At 62.8% G+C, this 22049-nt stretch carries 14 protein-coding genes and 1 pseudogene; 7 read left to right on the forward strand and 8 right to left on the reverse strand.

Features of this window, described 5'->3' with window-relative positions:
* Window positions 1–92: 92 nt before the first annotated feature.
* The 3 genes from B7495_RS18165 to B7495_RS18915 all read left to right on the forward strand — a co-directional run bounded on the left by B7495_RS18165 (window position 93) and on the right by B7495_RS18915 (window position 9197).
* On the forward strand, window positions 93–1190 hold the full coding sequence (locus tag B7495_RS18165) for a hypothetical protein (protein ID WP_088458222.1): 1098 nt from the start codon (window positions 93–95) through the stop codon (window positions 1188–1190).
* Between the two features lie 570 nt (window positions 1191–1760).
* Window positions 1761–8549 carry a PA14 domain-containing protein gene (locus B7495_RS18170; RefSeq protein ID WP_151199612.1) on the forward strand — a complete coding sequence of 2263 codons (6789 nt, stop codon included), beginning with the start codon at window positions 1761–1763 and terminating at the stop codon, window positions 8547–8549.
* Window positions 8550–8564: 15 nt separating this feature from the next.
* Window positions 8565–9197 (forward strand): hypothetical protein, encoded by a 633-nt coding sequence (locus tag B7495_RS18915; RefSeq protein ID WP_134480676.1) that lies wholly within the window; start codon window positions 8565–8567, stop codon window positions 9195–9197.
* A gap of 28 nt (window positions 9198–9225) precedes the next feature.
* Here the strand turns inward: B7495_RS18915 and B7495_RS18180 are convergent, their stop codons facing one another.
* Window positions 9226–9495: a hypothetical protein gene (locus B7495_RS18180; protein ID WP_134480677.1), complete on the reverse strand. Its 270-nt coding sequence runs from the start codon at window positions 9493–9495 to the stop codon at window positions 9226–9228.
* A 706-nt stretch (window positions 9496–10201) separates the two neighbouring features.
* Here B7495_RS18180 and B7495_RS18185 point away from each other — a divergent pair.
* From B7495_RS18185 to B7495_RS18195, 3 genes and pseudogenes are all read left to right on the forward strand, one after another.
* Window positions 10202–11047 (forward strand): hypothetical protein, encoded by an 846-nt coding sequence (locus B7495_RS18185; protein WP_134480678.1) that lies wholly within the window; start codon window positions 10202–10204, stop codon window positions 11045–11047.
* Window positions 11048–11893: 846 nt separating this feature from the next.
* Window positions 11894–12694: a CPBP family intramembrane glutamic endopeptidase gene (locus B7495_RS18190; protein WP_088458227.1), complete on the forward strand. Its 801-nt coding sequence runs from the start codon at window positions 11894–11896 to the stop codon at window positions 12692–12694.
* 503 nt (window positions 12695–13197) lie between these two features.
* Window positions 13198–13606, forward strand: a pseudogene (locus B7495_RS18195) (transposase); the annotation flags it as partial.
* Window positions 13607–13681: 75 nt separating this feature from the next.
* On the opposite strand, the gene B7495_RS18200 reads toward B7495_RS18195, so the two are convergent.
* From B7495_RS18200 to B7495_RS19200, 4 genes are all read right to left on the reverse strand, one after another.
* Window positions 13682–14167 carry a hypothetical protein gene (locus B7495_RS18200; protein ID WP_240632536.1) on the reverse strand — a complete coding sequence of 162 codons (486 nt, stop codon included), beginning with the start codon at window positions 14165–14167 and terminating at the stop codon, window positions 13682–13684.
* A 124-nt stretch (window positions 14168–14291) separates the two neighbouring features.
* The gene (istB, locus tag B7495_RS18205) at window positions 14292–15047 is read right to left on the reverse strand and encodes an IS21-like element helper ATPase IstB (RefSeq protein ID WP_088458228.1); all 756 of its coding nucleotides are present in this window, start codon (window positions 15045–15047) and stop codon (window positions 14292–14294) included.
* Window positions 15044–16291, reverse strand: a complete 1248-nt coding sequence (istA, locus tag B7495_RS18210) for an IS21 family transposase (protein WP_370028319.1) — start codon at window positions 16289–16291, stop codon at window positions 15044–15046. Before istA ends, istB begins: the two co-directional genes overlap by 4 nt.
* Window positions 16239–16493 (reverse strand): type ISP restriction/modification enzyme, encoded by a 255-nt coding sequence (locus B7495_RS19200; protein WP_166788929.1) that lies wholly within the window; start codon window positions 16491–16493, stop codon window positions 16239–16241. The genes istA and B7495_RS19200 overlap by 53 nt, the downstream gene beginning before the upstream one ends.
* A 307-nt stretch (window positions 16494–16800) precedes the next feature.
* Here B7495_RS19200 and B7495_RS19205 point away from each other — a divergent pair, with 307 nt between their 5' ends.
* The gene (locus tag B7495_RS19205) at window positions 16801–16941 is read left to right on the forward strand and encodes a hypothetical protein (RefSeq protein WP_166788928.1); all 141 of its coding nucleotides are present in this window, start codon (window positions 16801–16803) and stop codon (window positions 16939–16941) included.
* Window positions 16942–17339: 398 nt separating this feature from the next.
* Here B7495_RS19205 and B7495_RS18215 read toward each other — a convergent pair whose 3' ends face one another.
* The 3 genes from B7495_RS18215 to dhaL form a co-directional block, all read right to left on the reverse strand.
* A complete protein-coding gene (locus B7495_RS18215; RefSeq protein ID WP_088458230.1) occupies window positions 17340–18485 on the reverse strand; it encodes a glycerol dehydrogenase in 1146 nt (381 codons plus the stop codon).
* A gap of 461 nt (window positions 18486–18946) precedes the next feature.
* Window positions 18947–21397, reverse strand: a complete 2451-nt coding sequence (ptsP, locus tag B7495_RS18220; RefSeq protein ID WP_088458231.1) for a phosphoenolpyruvate--protein phosphotransferase — start codon at window positions 21395–21397, stop codon at window positions 18947–18949.
* Between the two features lie 3 nt (window positions 21398–21400).
* Window positions 21401–22045 (reverse strand): dihydroxyacetone kinase subunit DhaL, encoded by a 645-nt coding sequence (gene dhaL, locus B7495_RS18225; protein WP_088458232.1) that lies wholly within the window; start codon window positions 22043–22045, stop codon window positions 21401–21403.
* Window positions 22046–22049 lie beyond the last annotated feature (4 nt).

Here is a 22049-nt window from a genome sequence, read left to right on the forward strand (position 1 = left end):
CAAACAGATAACCATGATCTGAGCTCCGCCTGATTCGTGATCTTGAGGCCTCGGCAACACCGGCCTGACGCTTGGTCTGCTTTGATTGGCGAATGACCAACCAACAATCCGCTCCAGCGAAAAGGTTTTTGGTTGAGCCGCTTAGCTACCGGCAAACCGCGCTGTTTGCCATCGCGCCCGCCGTAACGCTCATGGTGATTGGGCTCGGCTTGCCGGTGCTGATTAAATTGAATCTTGATCAGCAGAACGCCTTGGTCACGCTCGTTCAGGGCGGCAAGACTCTTGCCGAGCATCTCGGGTGGATAATTCCGGTAATCATCGCCGCGCTACTCGGTTTTCTCGCTGCCGCTCTGGCTGGCAACGGCCACTCTGACGCCGTCGAGGCGGACAGGCTTCGACGAGTTCTCGGGGGGACCGGTCTTTTGCTGGGAACGGCAGGCGTTCTGATTGCGGTATACGTCGGGATCTACGCAGCCACGTCGCCTCACTGGGCCTTGTTTCTCGCGCTGATCCCAGCGACGGTCTTAATTGGCTTCCTCGCTCTTTTTATAGGGCGTTACGTCGCTTTTAGCGACGATGAACAGCTCACAGAACTGGACGCCGCAATGCTCCTCCGAAAGGAGCGGATGAGCACTCTAGGAGAGCGTTCGTTGCGGCCGTGGTGGGTTGCCATACTGACCAGTGCGATCGCGATCGCACTGACAGCAGCAGGTGTTGCGGTGTCGCTGAGAACCGAAAAATCTTTGGATATTTTCATCATCGTGTTGATATTGGGTTTCGCAGCCAGTCTGGTTGTTCTCTCGTTCGGTTGGTTGATCCTTGTCGCTACATATACCGATACGACGAAGTCCCAATTCATGACATGGGCTCCGGCACTGGGCGTCTACCTCATCATCGCGGGGCTCATCGTAAACGTGATGTTCGTCAACCATGGGCTCTGGGCTGGGTTTGGAAGCCTTTTGATTGGCGGGGGTTGCCTCTTTGTCCTGCTCTTTCCTCGCAAGCAGCAAGGCCAGTGGCTGCTCAACAGGAGTGTCAACGGTTTGGCCGCCGCCTCAGCGCACAAACGGCTAGTTGACCAGCAGGCCACGGATTCCGCTCGTCGTGACACGCTGCTCTTGAGCCTTGCGGACGAACCATCTGCAAACTGGCTCAAGCGAAAGTTAGCCACGCTATTGGCACTCGCTTAATCGGTGCCATTGCGCTGACCGGAGCAACCGTGCGCTTGGCCACCGACTCCACCACAACCGTAATTGTCGCGAGTCAATTGCTGATTCATACGCAGCTCGTCGAGGACGCATAGGCAGCACTGAACTGGGTGATCTCGTCGGCACGCACCCCAGCAATGTTGGACCTATTCTCAAGGGCTCGATCGAGCGGGGCTGCTCGCACCGTCTCGGGGCGCAGGTTCCACTACGTTTACGGGATAGCTCGCCTCGCTGGCGCCCGGTGTCATCGGCGGAGGTGTCTCTGTTTACGACGACCCGGCGAACGTGAACTGGGCCTCCACCGGGAGCAAAATCGCCAAGGTCGGGCGCCGAGGAGATCCCGAGCAAATCATTGCTAGGGTCAACGCCACGCCCAAGCTTCCTCGCCCACGCACGGCAACGCTGCGACGTCTTCTGTGCCATACTCCGCGACCCCCCGAACTGGGGGCAGACCCCCATTCAAGGGTCCTATAACTTTCACCTAGCAGGTTTGCGTGAGTTTCCTGTGCGGAGGTCGTCGTGTAGTCGCCCCGCCGTGTTTTGGGGGACTTCGTGCTGAAGCCGATGCAGTCTGCTTTTCGTTTGCAATTGGGGATTGTCCTGGCTCTGGCTTTGGTCGGCGGGTTTCTTCAACCCGTTGAACCGGCCGAGGCGGAGGCCTCTCAGGCGCAAAGTCTGGATCCGGCCGTGCTGGCCCCATTGGTTTCGCCTGCCTTGGAGGACGTGGCGACAACGGACCCGACGAAGGAGTCGGGATTTGAAGCGGCGGTGACGGAGCCGATGAAAGCGGAAGTGGCACCTGCTCCGGTGGCCGAGCTTGACGAGCCCGTTGATGTGTCCCGATTTGACGAGGACACCTCCGAGGTCGTCTCGCGTGGCGAGTTCCAGCAGGTGTATCTCAACGAGGACGGGTCGAAGACGACTCGGCTGTCGCCGGTTCCACTGAACGTGAAAGCCGAAGATGGGAAGTGGACCCCAGTCGAGACGACTGTCGGTCCAGTCAACGAGGGCGTCGCCGAGGTGGAGAATCACCCTCTGGATCCGCAGTTCGCGGACACGGCGAGTGAAACGGATGCTCTCACGGTCAGTTCCGGCAAATACGAGGTCGGATTCACTTTGGAGGACGCGGCGGACAGCTCGTTGGAACTTCAGGCGTCCTCGCAAAAACGGTTGCCGCTGAATGAAGTTTTGTATCCAAACGTGTTCGAAGGAGTGGACCTGGCATATGAGGTCAATGCGGATGGGGTTAAGGAGACCCTTGTGTTGCAGGACCTGCCGGTGGCATCGGAGGACTCGTGGACCTGGCTAATTTCGGCGCCGGGGCTGGAGCTCGAGAAGACGGAAGCGGGCGAGATCCTGTTCCTGGATGCGGCCGGGGCTGTGAAGCTGGTGATACCGACCCCATTAATGTGGGACTCATCCGGGGTGAAGAACGTGCGGGAGCCGGCCGAGAAGGTCGTGGACTCGACCCTGGTGAAGCGGGGCTCGGACTGGGCGTTCACATTGCAACCAGACCGAGAGTGGTTGGCCGACCCGGACCGGGAGTATCCAGTCTCCGTCGACCCGACGACAAATATTGTGCAGAACGATGTGCACGCGTACAAATCAGATGGGTCAAACCTGAACGGTGTCATCCGGATCGGGAACACCAGGGAGAACAACACCGACCGATATTGGCGAACGGTGCTGCACTACAACTACGAGCAGCTGTTCGGAAAGCAGGTCCTCGGGGCGGCGTTGTACGGACGGTACGACGGCGGAGGCACACAGGAAGGCTTCTGGGGTTCCGTGCATCACGCGACCGCGTTCAACTACAACGGAGTAGGCGAGCCTCTCAGTTCTTGGGGGATCGCCTTTGACGGGTACGCTGCCGAGTCGGGGCTGGCGAACCGGGTCGCGCAGTGGGTGCGCGATCAATCCAGCGGCAACTACCTCGTCCTTCGCGGGGACGAGGTGCCCGCCTATTCCTATAAAACTTTGGCTACAGAGCTTTTGATCGATTGGAAGGATTTTCCGCAGGTTACCGGGACTCTTGCGCCGACACCGACGAATGGCGGGCGCAGCAGTGTCACGCCAACACTGACGATGACCGGCTCGGACCCGGGCGGCGGCGGCGTGAATTACCGGTTCAAGTTCAGTGAGAATCCGAATCCGGAGGTGTCGACGGTTCTTGACAGCGGAGCGCAGGGCGTCGGGCCCAGCTACACCGTTCCAGTGAACTCGCTGCTGCCTGGGAAGAGGTATTACTGGAAGGTCTCAATTTGGGACGGCTACGACGGCCACCTGGGAACGTCCACCGTGCGGTCCGCAGGTCCATTCTCGATCCTGACAAACACACCGGCCGCAACCCCGCCGCAAGGCACAGCCACGCCAAGTAACGGGCAGGTCATTACATCTCTGACGCCGACTTTGACGGCATCAGGTGTGACAGATATCGATGCTGACCCAGTGAAATACCAATTCCGGCTCGCGACAGGCACAGATGGCACGACCGGTGCGGTCGTTTCGTCGAACTGGCAGACCGGCACAACCTGGCAGGTCCCCGACGGGGTTCTGCAAGATGGCGGCGCATACACCTGGGTGGTCCTCACTGACGACGGCTATGACAAGCCGGCAGCCGCATGGGTGAACAAATTGATCGTGAACCAGAGAATCGGTGACTCCGGTCCGGCCCCAACGGAGAGTGCAGGTCCAACGACGGTGAACCTAGCCAACGGCAACGTCGGTGTGCGGTTCTCGTCTCCCACTGTGGACACGATCGGCGGGCCGATGGGGCTCTCGTTCAGCTACAACTCATTGAAAACCCGCTCGACGGGCCTGACCGGAAAGTACTATGACGCGACCCCCACGGGCGGGCAGGCGCAGAACTGGGACTTCACCGGTCGCACACCAGTCTTAGTGCGCACCGACAGTAGCATCTCCTTCGATTGGGGAGTTCAGTCTCCCGGGCCAGCGCTGCCGGTGGACAAGTTCATGGCCCAGTGGACTGGTTTCATCACGGTCCCGACGGCAGGCAATTACACCTTCGGAGCCATCGCCGACGACGGCGCCCGCGTGACGGTCAACGGCACGAAGACTCTCGACCGGTGGACATCCGGAGCGAGCAACACGGCCGCATGGGGTACTGCGGCAGCAATGGGCGTGTCTCCGACACCCATTTCGGTGGACTATTACGAGGTCACCAGCGGGGCCCATATGAAGCTCCTCGCGCGCACCCCGACCGGCGAGGAGTTCGTGGTTCCGCCGTCATGGTTCACTCGGTCTACCGAGACTCTCCCGCAGGGTTGGTCATCGTCCACAGCTTTGGCCGGAGACGCCGGCGACTATTCGAGCGCGCAGGTGACCGAGGGATCGGTCGTGCTTACAGACTCGACAGGCACCACGCACACCTACACGAAGAAGTCCGCGGGTGGATACTCGTCCCCGGTCGGCGAGTACGGGGTGCTGTCCCTGGACGCTGCGGGACTGGTCACTCTCTCTGAAGAGGACGGTAGTAGTTATGTGTTCAATGCCGCTGGCCGGGTTGAATCGACGTCGAACCCGACAGATGCGCTGAAGCCCGCAGCCCCGGTTAGCACGTATCGACCGAATACTGGCCAGATCGACCGGATCTCTGACCCCTTGTCAGCGACGAGCCCGGCGACCAGCCCGCAAACCTACGCACGTGAGGTGCGCTTCGCCTACCCGGACCAGACGGCCACCAGCGTCGGGCTCTCCGCTTCAGACGCGGGACCCGGCGGCGCCGCCTGTCGGGTCCCCGCCGGGTATACCGCTGCACCACCGGGAATGGTTTGCCGAATCATCTACCCTGGGCATGTCGCGGGTGCGACAGACACAACTGAGCTCTTCTACGACGCCTCCGGCTATCTGGTGCGCATCCAGGACCCCGGATCAGAGATCACCGACTTCGCGTACGTACAAGGCAAACTCAGCCAGGTCCGCGACTCCCTCGCGAACGATTGGCTCGCCGCCGATGCCACCCGCAACGGATCCGGGCCAGTATCGACGACGATCGACTACGACTCGAAGGGTCGCGCCGCCTCCGTGACGTCCCCCGCCCCGGACGGGGTGACAGTGTCTGCGCGACCGATGGAAACCTTCACCTACGGCGCCGGCACCAGCTTCGTAGACATAGCAGGCCTCACCGTGCCCAAAGCCGCGCCGGCGAACGGGCACGCGAAGACTGTCACCTTCGACAGCGCCTACCGGCAGCTCACCTCGTCCAGCGCGAGCGGACTGACCGGCTCAGGCGAGTGGAACGAGAAGGACATGGCCCTGTCCTCGACAACCGCGCAAGGACTGAAGTCGACGAGCATCTACAACCAGCAGGACCGCCTCACCGACACGTATGGTCCTGCCCCGATTGCCTGCTTCGGGGCCGACCGTAGGCCCCTGTCGTCCTGCCCGATCGTGCCCGCTCACTCGAGCACCAGCTACGACCAAGGCCTGAAGGGCCTCAACGCGGTGTACTACAATAACGAGCGTCTTGCCGGGGTGCCCGTCGCCTATGGGCTTGGCATCGGCGTTGCCGACGGAAGGGTAAACCGGGACTGGAATGCAGCATCGCCGACAGCGGGCGTGAACGCGACCTACTGGTCGGCTCGTCTCACCGGCCTTATCACCTTCCCCGCCGCAGGCACCTACTCAATGGCGACCTACGCTGACGACGGCGCCCAAGTATGGATCGACGATGTCCTCGTAGCCGACGCCTGGGGCGGCGGAGCCGCCCGCTGGTCACCCAACGGGCCTGTTACCGTCACCGCCGGACAACAGTCTCGCATTCGCGTGCAGTATATGAACCAAACTGGCCCCTCAACTCTCGTGCTGAACTGGACACCACCCGGCGGCACCAAGCAGCCCGTCCCCGGCTCAGCACTCACGCCTGATTACGGGTTGGCTACCGGCTCCACTGTCGATGACTCCGCGCCTGTCGGTGTTGCTGGTTTGACCGACGTGCAGGTGCCAAGCATGAGTACCGCAACCGAATATGCCACCCCCTGGCTCGGCGCGGCAACGACGTCCATCGTCGACCCATCCGGGTTGAACCTGCGCACTGTCACCGCCTACGAAGCACCCGGGTCCGGGTACCTGCGCCGCACCTCCCGGATGCTCCCGGCGGGGGTTGCCTCCGGGGCGAGCGCGTCGACGGCCGGCACGACATCTGCCTACTACGGGGCCAAGGAGACCCTGCAAGACGTCTACGGCGGCAGCGTCTGCGGGGTGCCCGCCTCGACAACACAATCCGGTTTCCTGCGGTCAACGACCGGGGCCGCCCCGGCAGGGGGTGCCGCGATCGTTGGCAGCGTCGTCTACGACCTGCTTGGACGCATAGTCGGCAGCAAGTCCAGCGGTGATACGGGATGGTCCTGCACCACCTTCGACGTCCGCGGACGCGCCGTGACACGAATCCTCGCGGCAAATGACACGGCCTTGGCCCGCACGGTGACCTCCGACTTCGCGTCCGGCGGGAACCCACTCGTTACGTGGGTGAAAGACGGGTCCGTGGAAGGTTCGACAAACGAGTCCCGGATCACCACAACAACGGACCTCCTCGGCCGTGCAATCGGATACACCGACGTGTGGGGCACGGTCACGACCGGTGTCCACGACCTGGCCGGGCGGGTGACATCGACGTCGACCACGTCCGGCACGACCACGAGCACGCAGTCCTTTGAGTACGACGCGGACGGGAACGTCGAGAAAGTCCTCCACAACGGCGTCGTGATTGCCGACCCTGTTTACAGCACCGCGAACGATGTGACCAAGGGCAATCTCGCGTCCGTGACCTACCCTGAGGCCGCGGGTAACGGGTCGTCACTGTCGGCGATCACCCGCAACGCGGTCGGCGCGACGACGGGCCTGAACTGGTCATTCGTGTCGGGTGCGTCCGTGGCGGATGACGTGGTGCGATCCCAGTCGGGCCGGATCCTGCGCAACACGCTGACCTCCGGTGCAACGATCGACGTGTCGACGTACTCCTACGACGCGGCCGGGCGCCTGATCCGTGCGGTCATCCCCGGCCACACACAAAGCTATGGGTTCGGCGCGGTCGCCGGTTGCGCGACGGGCTCGATAGCCAACGCTGGGTTGAACGGCAATCGCACGTCCCTTACGGACGCGAAGACCGCGGGTGCGACGACGACCACGGTCTCCTGTTACGACCAGGCCGACCGGTTGCTTTCCTCCCAGGTCACGAACCCCGTGGCGGGTGCGAATTCCGTTGCCGACGGACTCCCGGCTACGGAACTTGCATACGACGCGCATGGCAACACAACCACGCTGGGTATCGAATCGCTCGCCTACGACGTCGCCGATCGCCACCTGACGACGAAGCTCACGGACGACACATTGGTGAAGTACACGCGGGACGCGACTGATCGGATCGTCGCCCGCACCCAGACGCCGCCCGGGGGTCCCGCGTCGACGGTGCGGTACTCCTTCAGCGGGGATGGCGACAGCCCCGACCTTCTGCTCGACAGCGCGAGCACGGTCGTGGAACGGACGCTCTCGCTTCCGGGCGGTGTGACCGTGTCGCTCCCCGCCACGGGAGCCGAGACCTGGTCGTACCCGAACGTGCACGGCGACACGGTCGTCACGGCCGACGGCAACGGCCTCCGCGCCGCATCGATTGCCTTGTACGACCCGTTCGGACAGACGATAGACCGGGCGACGGGGGACATCGGCACGATCACGGCGGACGACTCGGGCCCGAACACGCAGACGGCGACGGACGCAGACTACGGGTGGCTCGGCCAGCACCAGAAGCTCTTCGAACACGCTGGCGGCATCGCCACCATCGAAATGGGGGCCAGACAGTATGTTCCTGCGCTGGGCCGGTTCCTGGAAGTTGACCCGGTCGAGGGCGGCGTCGAAAACGACTACGGGTACCCCAGCGACCCTGTCAACGAGTTCGACCTCAGCGGCAAGTTCAAGGTCGACTGGTGGCTCGTCGCTGACATCGCGATGATTGCGCTCATGTTCGTTCCCGGCGGAGCCCTCATCTCGGCAGCACTGAAAGTCGCGTCGCTGGCTGTGCGAGCCACGAAGTTCACCGTCGATGTAGTGAAAGCGGTAAGAATTGTTCGCGGAGCGTCACGCTACGTGCGACAGCCAGCAATTGGGAAGGGGTCAACGACCGCCTCGCTAAGAGCAGCAACATTGGCCTCCCGAAGGTGGGTCGGAAAAGTGGTGAAGCAGGACCGCGCCAGTAGTGGTCAAGCCATGACGTTCGGAAGGAATGGCAATTGGTACCGAGGTATCGGCAAGTCCAAGGCTGGTGTCCCAAAGGTAAACTTTGGCCGCAAGGGCATATCCCACAACTTTCACGTATGGATTAAATAGATCGGATCAACTGAAATGGGACCGAATACTGAAGGGCATGTTGATGTTGTTGGCAGACTACTCGGCGGCGATGCGGTCGGATATTGCACCGGGGGCACAGCTGAGGGGAGTTACGTAAGGTTCTTTCACCTGAAGGACATATCACCGGCATCCAACGAACCAGCACTGGCTATTGAAGTAACGTTCTACCCTGAGTACGCCAAGCTCCCCCACGGCCTCTGTACCGAGGTCGTCGTTATCCAGAGGAACGCAACGGACATAGGCCGGTTTCTTCGAGAGTTCGAGGTTCAACTTGCGCCGCCTGCGATTGAAAACCGTGTGCTGCACAGGTTGTTCGAGGTTCGTCAAGGAGCTGGCATGGGTGCCGATGAGGTATTTCGGTACGGCCGGGTAAACTCCGCAGCGTCCCTCGGGGACGCGTTTCGCGCGATCATGAAGCTGCCCTCGTCAAAGGAAGCGTGGCCATTTCTGAGCGAGGGACTCGATACAAACGTCAAGCTGAGAGTCGAGGGGGGAGCGTTCGTTGAGTTCGACGACCTGTGTCGTCTACTCGACTCTGTTGGGTATGAAGTCGTTCTTATACCCACCAATGCCGGCGGAATCGTTTTGGACCGTTCAAGGCCATGGCAGGAGTTCGAAGGCGCTTAGTTGTGTAGGAACCGGCCCACCAAGTCATTCAAACGATAAAGCTGTTCAAGCCAGGCTCAGGCCGGTCCATCGGCGACCGGAAGGCGCCTGCGACAGTGGCCTGGCCTCCGTTCGCTAGCAGCCAGGCGATGTTCACAGCAGCAACGTCCGCTTCGTAGTCGCTGTCATCGTACTGACCCTTGAATCCGCCGATCCACTGCCGCGCGAAGTCGTACGCGTCAGCCTCCGGGTGCTCCACCTTGTACCCGTCGTCAATGTGCGGGAAATGGCGCGCCGGAAAAGCCCGTGTGCACAGCACCAGATGACTGTTGCCACCGTCTGAGCGACTAGCAATTCTGAACTCCGTCAGCCCCCCTCTTGAGTTGTCCCCCACGTGCCAGCATCCGTGGGCAATGCTAGGCAGTACGTTGCAGCGCTAGGCCGTTTCTTGGAGGTAGATCCGGTCGAGGGAGGAGTAGATAACGACTACGGGTATCCGAACGACCCCGTGAATGCGTTCGACCTCGACGGAAATTAAATCGATTGGATAGCGGTCGGAGTAGCAGTCGACGTCGCCTCTATCGCGATCATGTTTGTGCCAGGCATAGGGACTGCCATTGGCGGATCTATCAGGCTAGCCCGTGCCGCTTATCTTGGATATAAGGCATACAAGGGCTTGGCAATCGGCGCCCGCATCTCGAAATCGAGGGAGGTTATGGGTGTGGTGAGTTCGGCGAACAGATTTGCAGCCGGTCGGATGCCTGGCACCGCAGCTCGCCCTGGAATTCGTGCCTCTCTCGACGCGACAAAAGTAGCAGGAAGAGCATGGGCAGGAGGCGGTAGAGTCACAAGAGCCGGACGGCAAGCCCAAGCATTTTCTCGAAACGGCGCAAGGAATTATCGAACGGTCAAGGTATATAAAGGTCGGCCGTACTCAGTATTCGGCGCGAAAGGCAAACCTAGCGGCCTTCACGTGTACCACGATTAATCCCGACTTGGTAAGGACTGAGCATTTGAGCGCTCCCGTGGAACTTGCATTCAACCCGAATGTCGATGGCCAGTCAGCGTTCATCACCCCCTTTCCGGCGGAAGGGGGAGGGGTGCCCCTCACGGAGGGAGGCCCCGTCCTTTCGCTTTCGCCGTACGAGTACGTGCACGCCTACATGATGTGGATTGACATCGTGAATTCACCCAAAGAATTCAGGATCAACGGGTGGCAATCATGCCCCTCGCACCTCGCTGCCGAAGTTAGATGGATCATTTTCAATGATGACTTCGATAACGTTCATGAACTGTGGCCAGATTCTGCGCAGCTCATCGCCAACCAGCCCTCCTTTGACTCTGAGAGCCTGCGGCGTCTGAGCTCCGCGGGGCGGTGGGTCGCGGAGCGGCTCGATTCGGCAATCGATCAGTGGCCGACACCGATCCGCGAGCACGAATACTATTCGCCCACACGGAGGCTCACCGACGTGCATGACGAGAAGGCGTTCTGGGGAACGGCCCGAGCCAATTGGGATTTCAGTCGATCGCCGTCTCAGCTCTCCATTGGCGACCTCGCCGTCTTCGAGATAGTCCACGCGATCGCGTCTGGCACGTGCGATCCGATTGAGACGTCTGGTCGTTTGGGCACCTTGCTCGCGAGTCGCCACGCTCCCAGAGGTCGTGAACGTGCCCTAAATACTGACGTCGCCCGACGCGCCGTGGTGGAGTTCAACTCGATCCACGAGGCGGTCGTGATCGGCCAAGCAGAGGAGGTCGCGGCGGCCGATATCACTGGAGTCTCACGCAACCTTCTGGGCACAACTCCATTCTGGGTGTCGGGTGCGTGGCGGCCGGGCCTCGTCGGTCTTTTGGACGTCCTCTCGAGCTAGAGGCTCGTCGTCGATGACGAGCCTCCTTAGGCCAGGCGTTGGTCGGTAGCGTGCTGCCAACGACCTAGAAACGGGGCCGGCACCCGCACCTCCGATGACCTTTTGTGTTTCCTCTGGTAAGGACAACTACAGGCGCAAATTCTCGCAACATGATGGCAAGGCCTGTGAGCAACCGAAGGGCTAACCTTCATGGTCTTGAAGTTTGCAAGCGAAGCGACACAGGCTGTTGACGTCAACCGAACCTCCCTTGACGGACGCAGGCCACTGGTTGCTCGGCCAGCACCAGAAACTTTTTGAGCACGCGGGCGGCATCGCCACTTTCGAAAATGGGCGTACGGCAATACATTGCTGCGCTCGGCCGGTTTCTGCAGGGCACTCCTTCTGATCAGCAGTTTTATGTCGCCGATAATAATGATTATGTCAACAAGTAGTCGACATCTTTGCATTGAATGCAGATTTGGACTCCATCAGAAGTTGGACTGAAGCCGCGGCTTTGACCGATAAGTCGACCACAGCACCGCTTCAGCACACGGACTTTTGACGACTTCGTCGAGCGCTAAAATTCGAGTGTCGCCCTGGCGTTTGGGAACGCCCATAGATGCTGTTACTGCCGATGAGGTGACTACATCCTTGATCACGACGAGGTTCGGCTGGTGTCCACTACCCCAAGTCCAAGACGCATCCGCACTGCCACCTCCGAGAAGAGTCGCCTGCGGATGGCGCACACGCGACGGAGTAGTCCCCTAGTCGGAGCCAGGGAAAGGGAAGTCCGCCCGACGTCGGACGCGGTGGGATCATCCCGAACCGCATGCTGTCACTCGTCCCCCAAAAAGATCGAGGATCCGCATGTTCAGAAATTTGTCAGACCAGCGTGCTGCGCTGACGTTCAGCGTGCTGGTACTCGGCGCGTCGCTTGTGACCGCGAACATCGCCGAGGGCCTCGTGCTCGCGATCTCGCCACTACTCACGGTATTGGTAATGATGCTCGTCGCGACCCGTGACGGATACAGCCGGGCGGGCTGGGCGCGGCTGGGGATGAATCACCTCGGGCTACGGAGCTGGGTACGGGCCGTCGGGGCCTCCGCAGGAATTTCCGTGTTGGCCATGGTCGCTGTGGTGACCTCGGGCATCGCGAACTGGCGGGCGCCATCGGACGACTGGATTCAATCCGTCCTCGTGCTGTGCATAACCGGTCCAATCCTGGCGTTCGCCGAGGAGATCGGCTGGCGTGGCTATCTTCAACCACGCCTCGCATTTATGGGCCGACGAGTATCGATGCTCATCGTCGGCCTGGTCTGGGTCGCATGGCACCTTCCCTATATTCTGTTGACGCCCTATTACCACTCGGCCGGCAACCAAGCGCTGGTGCTCCCACTGTTCGGTGCAAGCGTGCTCGCGTTCGCCTTCCTGTTCGGTGAACTGCGCGCCAGATCCAACAGCCTGTGGCCATCGGTTCTCGCCCACTTCGCCCACAACGTGACTTTCGCCGTCATCGGGACCTACTTCATCACTACTGACCAGCCCGTCGTCGTCAACGAGTACCTCGCGGGCGACACCGGCCTGTTCGTCTTCATCGGGACGGCCACCTGTGTGATTGCCATGTGGACGTGGAGTGTGGGGCGCGAGCAGAGGTCTACCGTCCTGTGATCGCGATTCTGTCCAGCACGCACGCGCCACCCCCTCCCCTCTCTGAAACTCGACAGATACTATTCCCGGCGTGAGGGAAACCTGGGCGCTCTTCAGCCTCCTTCACGTACAAGCGGTGAGGAGGACAGCGTGCCGGTGGCGGTGAGCCAACCTGTCAAAGGGCTCCTGTCGAGTCTCCGCGAATATCAGTCCTCACTGCTGTGGCGGGGTCCTCGGCAACGACATGCAATCCGTTTGGCGAGTTGGCCGCTTTGACGAGTTCCTGCAGTCACTCCCGATTCAATTCGGGCTCAGCACCGTCGGAAAACCGAAAATGTGACGGAATGGCTTGGTTCAACCAGACACAATCACGCTGGCTTTGCTGGCTACTTGAGTTGAGCTAGGGGTTACGTCCCTGTGAGCGGTGTGGTTTCCGGCTCTTGTGCGTTGCTTCGTCAACGTAAAGAGCCACCGTGGGATGGTCAGTGAGTACCGATCAAAGAACTCACAAAGGACACCACACGATGGCTCTAGACCAGTCTGCCCTGCTCGACCTGCTGGGAGAACTCAAACTCACCGACGTCACCGACCGAATCCGCGTCGCAACCGAAACCCTCTACCAAGAACTCATCGATGCCGAAGCGAGCGCGTTCATCGGCGCCGCCCCGTTCGAGCGCTCCAGCGACCGCACCACCCACCGCAACGGGACGCGGTCTCGCACCCTCAGCACCACCGCCGCTGAAGATCCCGAAGCTGCGCGCCGGCTCGTTCTTCCCGGCCCTGCTGGAGCGGTGCCGGCGGGTGGACCAGGCGTTGTTCGCGGTCGTGATGGAGGCCTACGTCCACGGTGTCTCGACCCGGAAAGTCGACGACCTGGTCAAGGCGCTCGGCGCTGACACCGGGATCTCCAAGTCGGAGGTGTCCCGGATCTGCGCGGTGAAGAACGAGCCGACGCGCAGCCTCGGGATCTTGGCGGCCTGAGACCACTAACCCTTTGAGTCAACTGAACTAGGGCCGGTCCCAGTCTAAGTTTGCTCGAAAAAATAGACAGTTTCCATCCGTACGAATGCACCCACGGTGTCGAAGCAAACGCCGCTTTGACGGCGCCGGAGCATCTGCTCCGGACGTCTCTACGTGGTCAAGCGGGCAGGACTGCCCGACGAGGAGTGCCATGAGCACCAGCTGGAAGATCAGGCGCGGAACGAGCGGGAACGCCGCGGCACCGAAACGCTCCCGATTTCGCGCTGCGTGGACGTTGGCGGGAAACACGACGATGAGGAACACGAGCAGGCAGATACCGGCAGCCAGCCGGGTCTGCGACAGGAGCAGGCCGATACCTCCTGCGATCTCGCAGAGCCCGGTGAAGATCACAAGGTTTCGACCGCTCAGCAGTCCGCGGCCGCGTAACCGCGGCGGGATCATGGCGACCATCGTGTGCTGCATCAGCGGCACAAAGTGACCGACGCCCATTGCCACGAAGACAAGGGCGAGCACGCCCCGCATGATCCACTGGAGCGATTCGGGGAGGGAGTCATCCAGAACCCACTCGATTGTCAACGCCGACCCAAAACAGGGCCAATAGTGCCGTTTGAAAACAGGACCACTATGTGTGTTTCTACTATGCCGTATCGGGCGCGGTCTGGTGGCTTTTGAGCCGGTAGCTGGTGCCCTTGAGGCTGATTACGTCGGCGTGATGAACGATGCGGTCGATCATCGCGGAGGCGACGGTCGGGTCGCCGAAGACCCCGCCCCAGTGCCCGAATGACAGGTTGCTGGTCATGATCAGCGACGCGTGTTCGTAGCGGCTCGCGACGAGCTGGAAGAACAGGCTCGCGGCGTCCTGGTCGAATGGAATGTAACCGACCTCGTCGCAGATCAGGACGCTGTAGCGGCGCAGCCGGGTCAGCTCCGCGGCGAGTTTCCCGCGGGAGTGGGCGTCTTGAAGGCGGGCGACCCAGCCGGTTGCGGTGTCGAACAGGACGCGGTGGCCGTGTTTGGCGGTCTGAACGCCCAGTGCGACGGCGAGGTGGGTCTTGCCGGTGCCGGGCGGGCCGAGGAGGACGACGTTCTTCGCCTCGGTCACGAACGTGCTCGTGCCCAGGTGCGCGATCAGGTTCCGGTCGGCGGAGGGCTGGTGATCGAAGTTGAAGTCCTCCAACGTCTTGTGCCCCGGGAACCGGGCGGCCTTGATTCGCAGGGCTGCGCCGGAGGCCTCGCGTTCGGAGACCTCGCGGGAAAGGACCGCGGCGAGGTATTCCTCGTGCGACCAGCCGGCATCGCGGGCCTGATCGCCCAGGCGCCGGAACGCGTCGCCGATCCTCGGGGCGCGCAGCGCGCGGGCGTAGTACTCGATCTGAGATGCTGCGGTGCTCATGCGATCAGGCTCAGATCAGTCAGGCCACGACCGGTGTCAACGCCGAACACGTCGTCGTAGGACGAGAGGCTGGCCGTCTCTACGAACGCGACGTGAGCCTGGGGTCGTTGATCGCGGCGCAGCGTCTGGAACTGGCGCCGCAACACGGCCGCCTGGGCGACGTGGTCGGGGTCGGTGACGGTCAGCTGCCTGGCCCACGCACGGTCGTGGGAGGTGACGGTGACGCCGTTATGGGAGACGTGGATGCGCTCGAGGTCAGCCGTCACGTCCACGAGCCGGCCGATCAGCGCCGGCGCGACGGAGTAGTCGTTCGAGTGCACCCGAACGTAGTAGTCCCGGGGCAGCCGAACCGTGTTGCGAAACAACACGTCCGGGACCACGGATGAGAGTGGGCGCATCGCGGCCCGGTCCTGGGCGATCAGGTCGATCGGCCTAGCCCGCCGGGAGCGGGAGTGCCGCGCGTTGGCGATCGGCAGCCAGGCCGCCATCTGCTCGTTGAAGTCCTGCGGTGAGGCGAAGTCGCGGCCCGGCATGAACGACGAGCGGAAGAACCGGTTGCGGCGCTCGACCATGCCCTTGGACTCCGGGTCTCGCGCCTTGAGGAGCTTGATCTCCGTGCCCAGCGTCCCGGCGAACGCGGCCGTGGGCTCGGTGAGTTTGCCGCGGCCGATACCGGTCTCGTTGTCCCAGAGCAGCCGTTTCGGCACCGCGTGGGCGGCTTGCAGCAGGGACCACATCCCGCCGAGCAGATCGGGTGTCGTCCGCGACGGCAACATCAGCGCCTGGAAGAACCCGGAGAACGTCGACGTCATCACCAGCACCGGCGGCATGCCCTCTTGCCCGTGTCCCAGCGGCAACGGCTCGTGCGGGAACCACAAGTCGCACTGGACCTGCCGGCCCGGCTCGTGAACGAGGCGGTCCGCGGGATCCGGCGCCACGTACTCCGGCCGGACGCTGGCGACCTTCTCGCGGAACACTGACGCGGACCCAGGCCAGCCGACGCGCTCGGCCAACGTCGAGGCCGGCATCGTCGGCGTCACGGCCAACAACGCCCGAACCTGCGGGGCGAACGCATCGAAACTCGACCCGACCGCGGGCCGCTGATACTTCGGCAGCCGGTCTGATTCCAGCGCCCGCTCCACCGTTCCCCGCGAGACGCCGACGAGCCGGCCGATCTCCCGCTTCGAGTACTCACCCGTCGAAAACAGTTGGCGTATCTTCGCCCAATCGTCCATATTGATCACCTTCCATACTGGTCGGTGGTCCTGTTTTCAATCGGCGTTGTTGGTCCTGTTTTCGGTCGGCGTTAACATCGATCGCAGAACGTGAGCCGAGCATGTATTCATGCGCCTCTTCCGGTATTCCGCGGAGCGTGAGGCGTTGGTTGTAGATAATCGTGGACTTGTCCCATGCTCCGGCCTTGCTCTTCCGCTTTGGTGGTGACAATCGACGAGAACGAAGTCCAACTGGAAGTCCTGCGCGAGCAAATCTTTAGAGTGCTGAGTTCCGCACAAACGGTCAAACAATGTGAACATCCGTGCACGGATTCAAGATCACCCACCCAACGATCCATCCCCGTCCAACCGAACCAGCGACACGTTCACGGCGGCGCACCCATATTGCATCCGAGTCCGGACATGAGAGCCGTCCCTCTTCGGGGTCCCGCCTGCTCAGCCAGGCTAGAGCCAGCGGGCTGGTCTACGTCCAGATCAGCTTTCCACTGAACGCGACGAGCCGGGTGGAGTAGCTAATCTTGGACAGCTTCCAGGTCACCGCGCAGGTCGTTCCGGTGCCCGGTCCAAATGATGTCGAACAGTTGGGGCGCGTGGCCTTCTCGGTTGCACGGATTCACGGCGAGTTCTTCGACTCGAACATAATCATGGGTATCGCCTGAAACAGCATGAATGCGGTCAACCGCCGCGTGAGCCCCAAATGCACCCACAACGCCCAGATCGCCCTTCTCCAAGGTGCCCAGCCACCTATACGTCGGCCGCTATCCCGACGTCGACTCCGAGGTGCTCAGGACGCCGGGGTCGTCGGCGGCGTCGCGACGGGCGTCCATCGCGCGGATGCCTCAACCGACAGCATCCCGCTCAACGATCGCGGGGCTGGCTCGGAACTGTCCGGGCTGCGCTGCACCCGTCGGTGCATCTGCGTGCTCGGGCAGGTCCAAGCAAGACAGCCTCAGCGGGCGACCTGTTCATCAACGACAGCGCCGCCCCGGCGGCCGAGTGCAGGACGGCGGCCAGCCGGAACGCCACTGCGGTGCGTGGCGACCGGCGGGCCGACGTGTCAGTGCTTTTGCACGTACCTGACGGGAGCGGGCAGTCCGCGCGCAACGCGCACGGAGCGAGAGAGCCGCTCGATCGACTTGAGGGCGTCGAGAACGTCGTCTGCCGTGACTACGAACGGCATGTTGTGGATTGTCTCGCCCGGCAGGGTTGAAGCCGTTGCGATGGCCCTCAGTTCTTTCTCGTCGTCTAGGCCCAGACCGATCTCCGTCAGCGTGGTTGGCAAACCGACGCGAGTGGTGAACTCGATGAAGTCTTCCACCTCGGTGCGTGGCGCGCCCTCAAGGACGAGTTGGGTCAAAGAGCCGATGTTCACCTTCTGACCGTGGGTGAGCCCGTGGGTCTGCGGCGCCGCCGTCAGACCGTTGTGGATGGCGTGGGCCGCCGCTAGGCCGCCCGACTCAAAACCAAGCCCGGACAATAGGGTGTTAGCTTCTACCAGCTTTTCGAGAGCAGGAGTGACCAGGTTGTCACGCACGGCGTCGAGTGCGGGAAGGGCATTTTCCCAGATGACGTCCCACGACAACTTGGCCAGCGCGGTTCCAGTTTGGGTCGGTAGCCCACCGGCCATCGTGGTCGCATTGGCAGTCGCCGTGGCCCGGGCTTCGAGCCAGGTTGCCAATGCGTCGCCGATACCGGCGATGAGGAACTCGACCGGCGCATTGGCCACGATCTGGGTGTCGATAAGCACAAGGTCGGGATTGCGGGGGAAGAACCGGTACTCGACGAACTCGCCCTCCTCCGTGTAGATCACCGAGAGTGCGGAGGTGGGTGCGTCGGTCGATGCCACGGTGGGCACGCTGACCCAGCGAATTCCGGCCAGGAAGCCGGCGGCCTTGGCTGAGTCGATCGTGCTTCCGCCACCCACGCCGATGATCACGTCGGACTTGGTTGCGCGGATCTTCTCGACCAGCGCGTCGACTGCGGCCGCGGTCGCGAATCGGCCGAACTCGACTCGTTCAACGCGGAGGCCCGCAGTGGCGAAGCTCGCCGACACCTGCTCCCCTGCGAAGCCCCACACGACGTCATCAGCGACGATCACGGGGGCGGATCCGATCTGAGCCACAAATTCGCCGAGGCGATCAATCGCTCCCTTGCCCTGGACGTAACGTCCGGGGCTCATAACTGTGCGGATTGGAGTGGTCATCGTAGACCTTCTTCCTGGTTGAACTGCGTCTACATCTTTGTGGGACGGTAGCGGTGAACCGGTCTTCCGGGTCACAGATTTCACACTACGCCCGCCGATCCGGCCGAAAACGGGCGTCCTACGCCGAGCGGCCGAGCGAACGCACCTTCGAGCGGATTCTGGCACGTTCGCCCAATCCGAGATCAAGGCCCACAAAATCAGTTTCAAGGCGTAAACACGCGTCCGAAGCCATATTTCCTGAATGCTATTCAGCATTTTTGGACGATGGGTTCCAATTTTGGAAACCATCGATGCACGTCTGTGCAAATCGGACGCTCGTGAGCGGCCCGGCACCAGCAGATGCCCGCCGAGCCGCCGGGGATACGCTCGAGTCAAGCGATCGTCCAACGATTCGGCGGGCATCTTCCGGAGCAGTACAGCAGTCCGGGTCCCCACCGGATTAGCGGGTTGTTTCGGGCTCGCTACACCCGTGTCGGCTCAAGCAGAACAGCGGCGGCGGACCGGGCCGCGTCGGCGCTACCGGCGGCAACCGCGGCGATCGCGGCATCCCGGCATTGATTCAGCGTCACGCCACGCAGGAACTTCGCCGCGCCACCCAGGGCGCGCGGAGACATCGACAGGCTGGTTGCCCCGAACCCCACCAGGACGGCGGCGAGCATCGGATCTGCCGCGGCCTCTCCGCAGACCCCGACCGGCTTACCAGCCACCACACCGGCCTGGCAAGCCTCCCGGATCATCCGCAGGACCGCTGGCTGCCAGGGGTCGTTGAGCAGGGCGAGCTCTCCCATCAGCCGATCGGCCGCCATAGTGTATTGGGCAAGGTCGTTGGTCCCCAGACTCGCGAAGTCCACCCGTTCGAGGATTGAGCTCGCGGTGATGGCGGCGGCAGGAGTCTCGATCATCACACCCACGTTGTGCAGGCCGTGCGCGGCACATCGGGCCGCAAAATCCGCAGACTCGTCGACGGTCGCGATCATGGGAGCCATGACACCGACGACGGCGTCCTCTGCAGCCACCGCCGTGGCGATGGCCCGCAGCTGGGTGTCCAACAGTTCAGGGCGCTGCCACGCGGTGCGATACCCCCGGATGCCGAGGGCAGGGTTGACCTCGTCCGCGGCCGTGACGAAGGCGAGCGGCTTGTCGGCGCCCGCATCCAGTGTTCGAATCGTCACTTTCTTCCCAGGGAATGCGGCAAACACCTGACGGTAGGCGGCGACCTGTTCGTCCAGTCCCGGAGCTTCGGCGTGGTCGAGGAAGCAGAATTCGGTGCGGAAGAGGCCGACTCCCTCGGCATTCGCCTCGATCGCGGCGGCAACGCTGTCCGGCGAAGCCACGTTCGCGAGGAGCTGCACACGGTGCCCGTCTCTGGTCGCTCCCGCGCCGTCGAAGGTGACCACCCGGCCGACCTGACCCTCAGCTCGCACCACCTGCTCGTCGGTGGGGTCCACGACGATTTCACCGGTCGTGCCGTCGACGATCACCACGCTCCCCTCGGGCAGGTCCATCGCATCCCGGGCCGCCACCACGGCGGGTAGGCCGAGGGCACGCGCGAGGATGGCCGTGTGGGAGGTCGGGCCGCCTTCGACGGTGACGATCGCCCGACACACTTTGGGGTCGATCAGCGCCGTGTCGGCGGGCGCCAGGTCACGGGCCACGAGCACATATGGCTCGGAACGATCCGGCAGGCCCGGTGCCGGACGGCCGAGCAGCTCAGCCACGATGCGGTTGCGCACGTCGTGCAGGTCCGGGATGCGCTCGGCGAGGAGCCCGCCCTGTTCGCTGAAGAGCGACGCGACCTCACCCACGGCCGCCCAAACGGCGCGCTCTGGAGTGTGACCCTGCTTGGTCACCCGGGAAACGGCCGCATCGATCAATCCGGGATCGGCCGCCATCAGCGCCGTCGCTTCCAGAATTCCCTGCGCCGCTCCGGTGACCCGGACCGCCTTGGCCCTGAAGGCCAGGGCAACGGATGCCGCGGCAGTTACGATTCTCTCCGCGGCCGCCTCCCGTTCGCGCATAGAGAGTTCGGCTGCCGGTCCGGGTTCACCCATCGGCTCCTGCATCCGCACGATCGGACCGACGGCGAGGCCAGGACTTACGCCTAGCGGCCGGTTCGACGCCGCCTCGGTCGAGGGCGGTGCCTCCGGTTGCGGCGCGGGCAGTGCCGGAATGGGCGCGGGAGCGTTTGTGGTCTCCAGTTCCCCGAAGCCCTTGCAGACCAGGTCGCTCACGGCCTCGAGTGCCGCCACGGCCTGTCGTCCGGCCGCTGCGACAGAGATCGTGTCGCCCTTCCGGGCGCCGACGGCCAACAGTGCCGTCGGGCTGTTGGCCGGCACAGGGGGCTTGCCGGTGCGGAGGTTGGCGACCGTCACCGTCGCCTCAAATGCGCTGATGGCGGTGACGAGCATCGAAACCGGTCGCGCGTGCAGGCCGTGGGGGTTCAGCAGCATTACCTGGATCGTGTGTTCCGCCGCCGGGCCGGAATCGGCCGGACGGCCGGCCGGCTCCTCGTCGCCTAGGTGGCTCTGCTTGGCGCGGAGGGCGCCTCGGGCCTCACGTTCCACGTCGTCGAGGGTGGCGCCACCCGCCGCTCGCACGACTGCCGCCATTAGACCCTCAACGAAGGGAGCGCTGCTGAGCCGGACGGGCACATCGGGGTCGTCCGAGAATTCCAGCGCCATTTCCGCGCTCATCACAGCCGATCCTAAATCCATCATCACGAGCACGCCCTCGGGAGAGGACACCTCGGCGATGGCCTCGGAGACTTTGAGCGCATCCGTTCCGATGACGCCTTCGCTGGCACCGGCCGCGATTGCGATGGCCGGCCCGTTGACCCCGACCATCTCCACCGCGAGGTCCACTGCTGCCTGCGCCAGACGGGGGCTGTGCGATACAACTACGATTCCTATCACGATCTACTCCTCGTCGAGGATCTCGGCCAGCGCTTGGAAGAGCAGCGACGTCGACGCGGCTCCCGGATCGACATGACCGATGCTGCGCTCCCCCAGGTAACTTGCCCTACCCTTGCGGGCGAGCAGAGGTTCAGTGGCATCCCGCCCCGTTCGGGCGGCGGAGTAGGCAGCACGGGCTGCTGAAGAAATATCGGAAGACACGATAAGAGCGGCATCGAACGCGTCGAGCGCGGGAGCAAGAACGTCGAACATGGTCTTGTCCCCCGCCTCAGCCTTGCCGCGGGCAACGACACCATCCAGCCCTGCACGGAGGGCCGCCGCCAGGCCGGACGCGTCCAGAGCCTTGACCGGTCCTGCCGTGGTACCGATCCGCAGGAAAAAGGTGCCGTACAGAGGGCCGCTGGCGCCACCCACCGACGTCACCAGGGTCATTCCCACGCCCTTGAACAGTTCGTCAACGGTGCCAGCCGGCGAAGCCTGGATTCTCTCGAGGACCGCACCCATGCCACGGGTCATGTTCGAGCCGTGGTCCGCGTCGCCGATGGCCGAATCCAGTTCGGTGAGGTAAGCGACCTTCTCAGTCACCAAATCGCGAAACCGGGTCAGCCAGCCGGTGAGCTGATCAAGGTCGATCGTGTCATTCGTCATGGTG

This window comes from Cryobacterium sp. LW097 (assembly GCF_002205495.2).
GTDB lineage: Bacteria > Actinomycetota > Actinomycetes > Actinomycetales > Microbacteriaceae > Cryobacterium > Cryobacterium zongtaii.